The following is a 264-nucleotide window of genomic DNA, read 5'->3' as shown; positions in this document are numbered from 1 at the left end:
CCTTAGGGGTCGACTCACCCTGCCCCGATTAACGTTGGACAGGAACCCTTGGTCTTCCGGCGAGGAGGCTTTTCACCCCCTTTATCGTTACTTACGTCAGCATTCGCACTTCTGATATCTCCAGCATACCTCTCGATACACCTTCGCAGACTTACAGAACGCTCCCCTACCACTCACACATAAGTGTGAATCCGCGGCTTCGGTGCCTGGTTTGAGCCCCGTTACATCTTCCGCGCAGGCCGACTCGACTAGTGAGCTATTACG

General features: G+C 54.5%; 1 rRNA gene. It reads right to left on the bottom strand.

The features are described 5' to 3' along the window. A 23S ribosomal RNA gene (locus KW825_RS20330) occupies positions 1 to 264 on the bottom strand; the annotation flags it as partial.

Source organism: Aeromonas sp. sif2433 (assembly GCF_019218705.1).
GTDB lineage: Bacteria > Pseudomonadota > Gammaproteobacteria > Enterobacterales > Aeromonadaceae > Aeromonas > Aeromonas encheleia.
Note: the sequence above shows the minus strand (reverse complement) of the source record. Positions and strands in the feature narration are given on the sequence as shown.